General features: G+C 39.1%; 8 protein-coding genes and 1 pseudogene. 1 reads left to right on the forward strand and 8 read right to left on the reverse strand.

Annotation, left to right across the window (positions count from 1 at the left end; translation table 11 throughout):
- The 8 genes and pseudogenes from ACKPEB_RS17395 to ACKPEB_RS17430 form a co-directional block, all read right to left on the reverse strand.
- The coding region (locus tag ACKPEB_RS17395; RefSeq protein WP_408966223.1) for a hypothetical protein at positions 1-1,025 on the reverse strand (1,025 nt) is incomplete at its 3' end.
- Positions 1,026-1,128: 103 nt separating this feature from the next.
- Positions 1,129-1,914 carry a TIGR03943 family putative permease subunit gene (locus ACKPEB_RS17400; protein WP_408966224.1) on the reverse strand — a complete coding sequence of 262 codons (786 nt, stop codon included), beginning with the start codon at positions 1,912-1,914 and terminating at the stop codon, positions 1,129-1,131.
- 24 nt (positions 1,915-1,938) lie between these two features.
- A pseudogene (locus ACKPEB_RS17405) lies at positions 1,939-3,035 on the reverse strand (permease).
- A 137-nt stretch (positions 3,036-3,172) separates the two neighbouring features.
- On the reverse strand, positions 3,173-4,048 hold the full coding sequence (locus tag ACKPEB_RS17410) for an SDR family oxidoreductase (protein WP_408966225.1): 876 nt from the start codon (positions 4,046-4,048) through the stop codon (positions 3,173-3,175).
- A 52-nt stretch (positions 4,049-4,100) separates the two neighbouring features.
- The gene (locus ACKPEB_RS17415) at positions 4,101-4,583 is read right to left on the reverse strand and encodes a TM2 domain-containing protein (RefSeq protein WP_408966226.1); all 483 of its coding nucleotides are present in this window, start codon (positions 4,581-4,583) and stop codon (positions 4,101-4,103) included.
- A 169-nt stretch (positions 4,584-4,752) separates the two neighbouring features.
- Entirely contained in the window at positions 4,753-5,745 is a 993-nt protein-coding gene (locus ACKPEB_RS17420; protein WP_408966227.1) for a permease, read from the reverse strand.
- Between the two features lie 17 nt (positions 5,746-5,762).
- Positions 5,763-6,005: a thioredoxin family protein gene (locus ACKPEB_RS17425; protein WP_408966228.1), complete on the reverse strand. Its 243-nt coding sequence runs from the start codon at positions 6,003-6,005 to the stop codon at positions 5,763-5,765.
- An 84-nt stretch (positions 6,006-6,089) separates the two neighbouring features.
- Positions 6,090-6,488: a heavy metal-responsive transcriptional regulator gene (locus ACKPEB_RS17430; protein WP_408966229.1), complete on the reverse strand. Its 399-nt coding sequence runs from the start codon at positions 6,486-6,488 to the stop codon at positions 6,090-6,092.
- Positions 6,489-6,836: 348 nt separating this feature from the next.
- Between ACKPEB_RS17430 and acsF the strand changes: the two genes are divergently transcribed.
- Positions 6,837-7,913, forward strand: a complete 1,077-nt coding sequence (acsF, locus tag ACKPEB_RS17435) for a magnesium-protoporphyrin IX monomethyl ester (oxidative) cyclase (RefSeq protein ID WP_408966230.1) — start codon at positions 6,837-6,839, stop codon at positions 7,911-7,913.
- Positions 7,914-8,529: the final 616 nt, after the last annotated feature.

An 8,529-nucleotide genomic window follows, 5' to 3' on the forward strand; every position in this document is an offset into this window, starting at 1 on the left:
GCGGCACTTCCATTGCGTGCAAAACCCAAAACTTGACCGAATTTGGGTAAAAATTCTAACGGTTTAGCATCGGGTTTTAAGGGTAAAATTGTTGTTAAATCTGGCCCTTGAGCAATTACAACAGATTGACTATCAGGTGCAATTAAAAAGTCTCCACCCTGAGCATTTAAAGGTTTAGGAGATTTCCCTTTTTCAATAAACCAAGGACTCGCATCATTAGGATTAGTTTTACTCACCCGTTGGATAACAATGATATTGCCATCAGGAGATAAATCTAATTTTAAATTCCGATAATATTTGTTATCTAAAAGTTTTTCAATTTCCCCTGGAGGTTGGGCGGGTTTAGAATTATCTTCGGGAGATTGAGGATTAATTCCCGTTGTAACCTGATATAATTCGGGTTCAATTAATCCTTGTTTTTGTCCACTTTTAGTAATCGCTGAAAACAGAATTCTATCACCTTTCGGATACGGTTCAAAATCTAAAACCACTAAATCTTCAGGTGTTAATGGAATCGGTTTAGGTTCTTTTTGACTGAGATTAACTAATATTAATCGTCCTTCTTCGTTTCCCTGAACTCCAATATAAACAAACGCCCGATCTCGACTGCGAAAAAATCCTGTAAAGGGTTCAATTAATGTTCCTTGCTTTTCTCCATATAAATGATCCCTAGCCCCTTTTAACTGGACGCTAAAGGGTGTTCCATAGGGAACGGGTTCGGATAAAGTATAGGCCATACGTCGTCCCGCCCAACTCATTTTACCCGAAAGAGGCGGATCAATTTGCAAATTCTTCTCAACGCTTTCTCGATTCATGGGTCGATTAAAAACCATTATAAATCCCATATCTTCCGCCCCAATTTGTTTATTTTGCCAAGTAAATTCTTTAACTTTCGGGGTGGTGCGATCGCCAGTTAATAAAACAATCCCAATCAAAACGGTTAAAACAATTATTAAGATTAATGCCGCTTGATCTAACGGCTGAACCCATTTTAAATTTTTGAACTTGCTTGTCAAACTATTCATATAGCAGGGAACGGGGAACAGGGAACAGGGAACAGAAATCGGTTTTTATTTTTTAGCTACCCACTCTTAATGATTAACTCTTAACTGACAACTGATAACGGATTTAGTAATCATAAGGATTTTTGGGAGGAAGAATGGCTTTAATATTTTGAGCTTTAATGGTTAATTTGCGTTGATTATTGAAAGTTTCTGTATACATTTCTCCTTCTACCTCTAACCAACTATCTTGAGCATATAATTGTCGAGATTTGCCTTCAGGAAGTAAAACGGGAAGTCCTATCGGATAAGCATCCGCCGCACAACAGGTCAGAATAAATCGTCCTAACCAAATATAATTTTGAGGTAAGTCGGGAGGATAAATCACAAACCCGGTAACTTTAGCTTTTTGACCTTTATAAGCATCGGGTTCAGGATTAACATTCAATAATCTTACCCATTCAATTAAGGAACGATTTTCCGGTTTAATAGCGGTTCTAAATTCCTGGGGTTGGGCACGAGTCACGGGTAAAGATTCTGTTAACCCGCGTTGTAATGCCGTTTGAGCACCGAACATCTGGGGCGTGATCAATAATCCCAAACAAGCTGTAAAGATTAATAAGACACTACTCCACCCTTTAGGAAATAAGGTGATATGTTGTACCGTTGGGGATGAAGTTTCTTGAATCATTTGTTTAGCTTTTAATCCCCCTAACACGAATAACGTCACACCCGCAGCAATGGTTAATCCAAAATAATTGGGATGAATGAGAATATAGAGTTTTCCAGTTATCCAATATTTTAATAATACAATTGCCCAGAGGAATAGGGCGACAACATCTAACCAAGGGTTGTCTAATTGAGAGGAAAACTGCTGATATAAACGGGTGATTTTTTGCGTCAGATGCGTCATGATGGGGATAACTCCCAAGCTAAATTAACTGAAATTCAAGTTAACCGCTAGGGTTAATAAGAAGGTTAACTGAAAAGCCAGAATAACGAGATAAAAAACCGCCCTGGCTTTAAAAACCGATAACATTAAACCGACGGTTTTAATATCAATCATCGGCCCAAACACTAAAAAAGCTAACAGAGCACCACTGGTAAATGCAGAGGAAAAAGAAAGGGCAAAAAATGAATCAACCGTTGAACAAATAGATACAACTCCGGCTAACAATAACATCGCTAAAATTGATGTCACCGGACTTTGACCTAAATTCAGAATAAATTCACGGGGAACCGCCACTTGAATGAGTGCAGCAATAAAACTTCCTAAAACTAAAACTCCTCCTAATTCTCGAAATTCCTGCACCATATTTTCTAACATAGAACCCCAACGTTCTTTTGTGGGAGTAAAAAATATTGTTTTCCAAGGTGCACGGACAGGTTTAACAGCGAGAGGTGCTTTTTTGGCAGGTTTTTTCAGAAGTTTTTGAGTTTTCCAAGCCGGAAGGGACTCTAGGCGCAGAGGTTCTTCGGACTCCCCTAAAAAATAGGTTCCTGACTGAAGCAAGGAAGCACCTTGAACCTCAGAGTCAGAGGGTTGAGGAGGGTCAACGATGGGTAACGCACGGGCGATGGCGGGTTGAACAACGGGTCTTAAGTCCTTCTGGACACTAAAAACCCAGCCTAAAATGGTGGCGATGGTTAAGGAAAATAAAACCCGTAAAATCACGATTTCTGGCTGATCTCGAAACGCTGTCCAAGTTGACCAGATGACAATGGGGTTAATGGTGGGGGCGGCGAATAAAAAACCAATGGCCACCGATGAAGGAACCCCTTGCAAGAGTAACCGACGGGTACAGGAACGTTCCCACATTCGCACACGGGAAACAGAAACCCGACTAAACTTCCCACAAATGCCCCTAGAAGGGGATGGGGAGGAATATAGGATAAGAGTTTCTGTTCATCGACGAACCACAACAGCAAACTGGAAAATAACACCCCCAAGAGTAAAAAGGGGATGGCTTCGACCAGTAAGCTGAGAAATAGCGTAAAACCGCTATTAAATTGATGGATGAATGTTGCTGACATCCGTTACCTATTCGGAGAATAACGCACTGTTGTGATCCAGGGGATCATGTAAACAAGGGGAATTGAGCTATTTTACCTTGACAGTGCCTTATCCAACTTAACAGATCCGATGGCAGGATTGTTCATTGAGAAAATTATTAACTGCCTAAATACCGACGAATATAACTTTCTAAACTTTCCATTTTGATCGAAAACAGTTGCTCTAAGTTCTGAATTTCCTCCGCCGTGCAGAAGAATTCATTACCTAATAAAACTCGTAATGTTCCTAATTTTTGATATAAATCAGCATTGATTAATCCTAAACCTCCCCGCAGTCCATCAAATAAAAATAAAGGCGGATTAATTACAATGGGTTCTCGATTAAAAACGCGGCTAAAAATTTGATAAATATCTTGTCTGGCGAGAATTTCTGGCCCCCCTACAGGAATAATTTTCTGGTTTGCTGCTTCGATAAAAACTGAATCAATGGCAATTCGAGCCACATCATCGTTACTAACAACAGAAGTCCGATTTTTAGCATCCCCAATTAATAAATAAATCCCCGTTTTTTTAAAGCGTTCTGCTAAGGGTAATAAACTAGACGCTAAGGCTGAAGGTCTTAAAATGGTATAATTTAACCCACTGGATTCTAAATATTTCTCAACTTCTCGTTTGGCTTTAAAAATTGGGGAATCTTCATAGCCTCGGTCGGTTCCCAACACAGAAATAAAGACAAAATGCTGAATATTATTCGCTTTAGCAACATCAATTAAATCAATATTAGACCGATAATCAACTCCTAATGAATCATTAGGGTTACTATGGGTACTAATAATATATTTAACATCTTGACAGGCTTTTTCAATATCTCGCTTTTCCGTTAAATCTCCAATAAAAATTTGAGCCCCTCGGTTCTCTAATTGAGTATAGCGAGAAGTTAAACGGGCAAACGCTCGCACTGGAATTTCCTGATCACATAATTGTTGAACAATCGAACGACCTAAATCTCCCGTTGCACCTGTAACTAAGAACATCGTTGATTTTCCTCAAACTTTAAGATACAATAAATTAATCTAACAAAAAAATCTAGGAAAGTTCATAAAAATCATAAATGACTACTCCGGTTTTCGGATCATTATCAATCCCAACATAGCCACTTTTTAACATTTGATTCAGGACGTTCTCAACCTGTTCAAAACTCGCTCCCGTTGCCATCACTCCCTGAGTTACTGAAAGTTTACCTCCGCGACTGGCGGCAGCTTTTAATAATTGAACTTGTAAAGATTCTGAGTTAGTTTTGGAAACCGTTAGAGTAACTTGATTCTGATGGGAATAAAGGGGAAATCCTTGCGAAGACATTCCTAATTTTTCCCGAAGCTTATTATTGTGTTCCTCTACCATACCCGGAATCAGAAATAAATCTAAAAATTGCCCAAATCCGAATAAACCAAAGGTACACAACCATAATAAACCTGTCCCGATTTTACCATTATAAAAACGGTGCAATCCGTGAAACGGGCTAATTAAGCAAGCTGCCCACAACAAATAGCTCATCCCAACTTTATTCATAGACTTGGTTCCCGAAACTATTTCGCCCAGTTTTAGTCATCTGGGGTTGAACATCCCCAAAAGCCTACCTTTCTATTTTAGGATGACATATTTTTATGTTCGGGGTGTAGGAGAATAGGAGAAGACAGGAAAAAAGTTTTTGAGGATTTTTGCTGCAATACCGTTGCCGTTAACTCAATACAGCATTAAATAAATAACCGATACTGATAATTCCCAAGGTGATCAAACTAATAAATACAGCTAAAAGCGGAGGACGAAGAACCTTTCTCAGAATCACGATTTCAGGTAAGGAAAGTCCGGTCACAGCCATTGTAAATGCTAATACAGTTCCGAGAGGCATTCCTTTATTCACCAACACTTCGGTAATGGGCATTACACCCGCAATATTGGCATAAAGGGGTACACCTAAAATCACAGCAATGGGAACCCCCAAGGGATTATCAACCCCTGCTATTTGCGTGATTAAAGTGGTGGGAACATAACCATGAATAACCGCACCAATTGCAATTCCAATCACAACATATAGCCAAACGGATTGGACAATATGACTGGATTGAAACCATCCCTGTTGAAAACGTTGTTTCCAGGTTAAAGATTCTAACTCAATGTTATCTTCTGACGATAATTCTTGTTGAGATTTTTGGAGTTCCCAAACAAAGGACTCAACCCATTTTTCAAGTTTGAGTTGTCCAATAAGATATCCGGTAGCGATCGCTAATCCCACACCAAAACCGATATACAATAGTGTTATTTTTAACCCAAATAATCCCCACAGCAACACGACGGCAACTTCATTAACCATCGGTGCGGAAATTAGATAGGAGAATGTGACGCCTAAAGGAACACCCGCCTCCAGAAATCCAATAAATAAAGGAACCGCAGAACAAGAACAAAAAGGGGTAATGATGCCAACAGTCGCAGCAAGTATATTCCCAGCAAATGTGCGCTTTCCTTCTAAAATTTTCCGAACTTTATCCGGTTCTAAAAAGCTCTGAAATGTTCCAATAATAAAGCTGATAATCATCAGCAAAGTTAAGATTTTAGGAACATCATAGAGGAAGAAATGCAAGCTGGCTCCCAGATGAGATTTGATCGATAAACCTAACCCATGAGTTACAATCTGGGTCGCCAACTCGTCAAAGGGATAAAAGGGATCAAACATGATTTCTCCTGCTATTTTTAAACTGACAACAGGGATTCAATTTCTGCGGAAGTGATGAGTTTTCCTTTACTCACGATTTTGCCATTAATGGCTAATGCAGGGGTAGACAGGACTCCCCGTTTGGCGATTTCGATAGGGTCAGTCATGTGTAGAACTTCTGCTTCCAGATTTAAAGCAGCGATCGCTTCTTTTGCATTCGCTTCTAACTGCTGACATTTTTTACAACCTGTTCCTAAGACTTCAATTTTAATCAGATTCATGACTTAACTCCTCTGCTCTAAGATGTTAAGTCCTAGAATAATCCTTATACTTAGGTATAAGGTCAAGAGGTGTTAGCAATAATTTCAATCGTTATCGAGAACAATACATTGATGAGTCGGATCAGGATGGTCAAAATTGTTGTGACATTGTTCTAATAAAGGTAATAGCTCATCGTGTAAGGTCTGCAATTTTTGAATATGATCTTGAATGTCTTGAACTTTCTGGTTGAGTCGGTAATAAACCGCTTGACAAGTCAGTTCTTTCCCATCTTTTAACGCTAAAATATCCTTAATCTCATCAAGACTTAACCCCAAAGATTTAACACGAGTAATAAAAGCAATCCGATTGATATCTTGCTCACTATAAAGTCGATAACCTGAAACCGTGCGCTGAGGAGGAGGAATTAATCCGATGCGCTCATAAAAATACAAGGTTTGGGGATTCAGTTCTAAACGACGGGAAACTTCACCCACCTGAAACATTGATAGCACTTCCTTTCTCTAATTATCTTTAATTAAAATTCAAGGGATTTTGGACTAAAGTTATTTTTTTGAGGGTGATCCTATCTTAACAAAAACTGAACTCAAAATCCTGTCTCTTGCTCTGGGTCAGAAGGGTTAATCATCAAAAATCAGCAGATTTTAAATTTTTGTTGCAATTCTTAACGCAAATCCTGTCCCCTTTGGGTGTAGACGTTGGTAGACTATATTTCATGGCAATTTTAAGCTGATTCATAAATAAGCATAGCCTGAAGCGGGGTGACGGGCGCAATGTCCCGTGAACTCCTGACTTTAAAACATAGCCCCGATAAAAATAGAGATCCAACAGACATGGTAGATTCCCTGAAAAAACCTGCTTTTGACGAAATCAGACCTGGGGTGAAAGTCCCAGCGAAAGAAACCATCCTCACTCCCCGTTTCTACACAACGGATTTTGAGGAAATGGAGAAAATGGACATTTCCGTCAATGAAGAGGAACTCTTAGCCATTCTGGAAGAGTTTCGGGTAGACTACAACCGCAATCACTTTGTTCGGGATAAAGAGTTTGAGCAATCCTGGGATCATATTGATGGCGAAACTCGTCGTTTATTCATTGAATTTCTGGAGCGTTCCTGTACTGCTGAATTTTCAGGTTTCCTGCTCTATAAAGAACTCAGCCGTCGTCTCAAGGATAAAAGCCCTGTTTTAGCGGAGTGTTTTCAATTGATGTCGCGGGATGAAGCTCGTCATGCGGGTTTCCTCAATAAAGCGATGTCCGATTTCAATCTTTCCTTAGATTTAGGATTTCTGACCAAAAGCCGTCAGTATACTTTCTTTAAACCTAAATTTATCTTTTACGCCACCTATTTATCTGAAAAAATTGGTTACTGGCGCTATATCACCATCTATCGTCATTTAGAAGCCCATCCTGAAAACCGCATTTATCCGATTTTCCGCTTCTTTGAAAATTGGTGTCAGGATGAGAACCGTCACGGCGATTTCTTTGATGCGGTGATGCAATCTCAACCCCAAATGTTGAATGATTGGAAAGCGAAACTCTGGTGTCGTTTCTTCCTGTTATCCGTGTTTGCTACCATGTATTTAAACGATTTACAACGGGCTGATTTTTATGCAGCCATTGGTTTAAATGCACGGGATTATGATATTCACGTGATTGAGAAAACTAACGAAACCGCAGGTCGTGTGTTCCCGGTGATGTTGGATGTAAATAATCCTGAGTTCTATCAACGATTGGATATCTGCGTTAAGAATAACGAACAGTTAACGGCAATTGCTAATTCTGGTAGTCCTAAGTTCGTTCAATTCTTCCAAAAACTGCCTTACTATCTGTCGAGTGGGTTACAGTTGCTCAAACTCTATTTAATGAAACCGATTGATGTTACAAGTTCTCAGGGTGCTGTTTATTAATCCTAACTGGTAATATCTCAATTCAACCCAAAGAGGTTCTGTATTTTACAGGGCCTCTTTTTTTGGATATGATGATGGACAATATAGGAGAGATTGTTCAAGATATTTTTAAGTATTTAAAATCTGTAAATGTTGTTCCTGAATATAATAGAACACTCAACCATTTTTCTGATGAACGGTGGCGAAATCATTTTTGATCCGTGCGGTTACATTTGGCATTTTTCATTGGCATTTGTATTTATTTGAGTGCTATTTTTATTAAATTTTTACAATTTTTTATAAGGAAAATTAGAAATTGAAAGTTCTCCTGGAAAAACCACAATTGTCAGACTTATTTTATCAACAATCTCCAGTTAACCCGTAATTCATCATCCTAGAGATCAGGAAAGCGTAATCAGATTAAATTTTACAAAAGGGTTCAGGCTTTTGGAGATCGGTCACAGCAAGTGTGGGCTCATGAGTTGATCTGAAACGTTCATAAAAACAGGATGGGAGTGTGGAAACGAGCGTGTCTTCAGACAACAGAGGAAACACGACTCAGGGGAATTTATTCCCCGTGAATATTCTAGTAATTTATGTTAACATCAAGAAACAAAAAAGTCGTGATAGTCGAGTC

Source organism: Planktothrix sp. (genome assembly GCF_046067725.1).
Lineage (GTDB): Bacteria > Cyanobacteriota > Cyanobacteriia > Cyanobacteriales > Microcoleaceae > Planktothrix.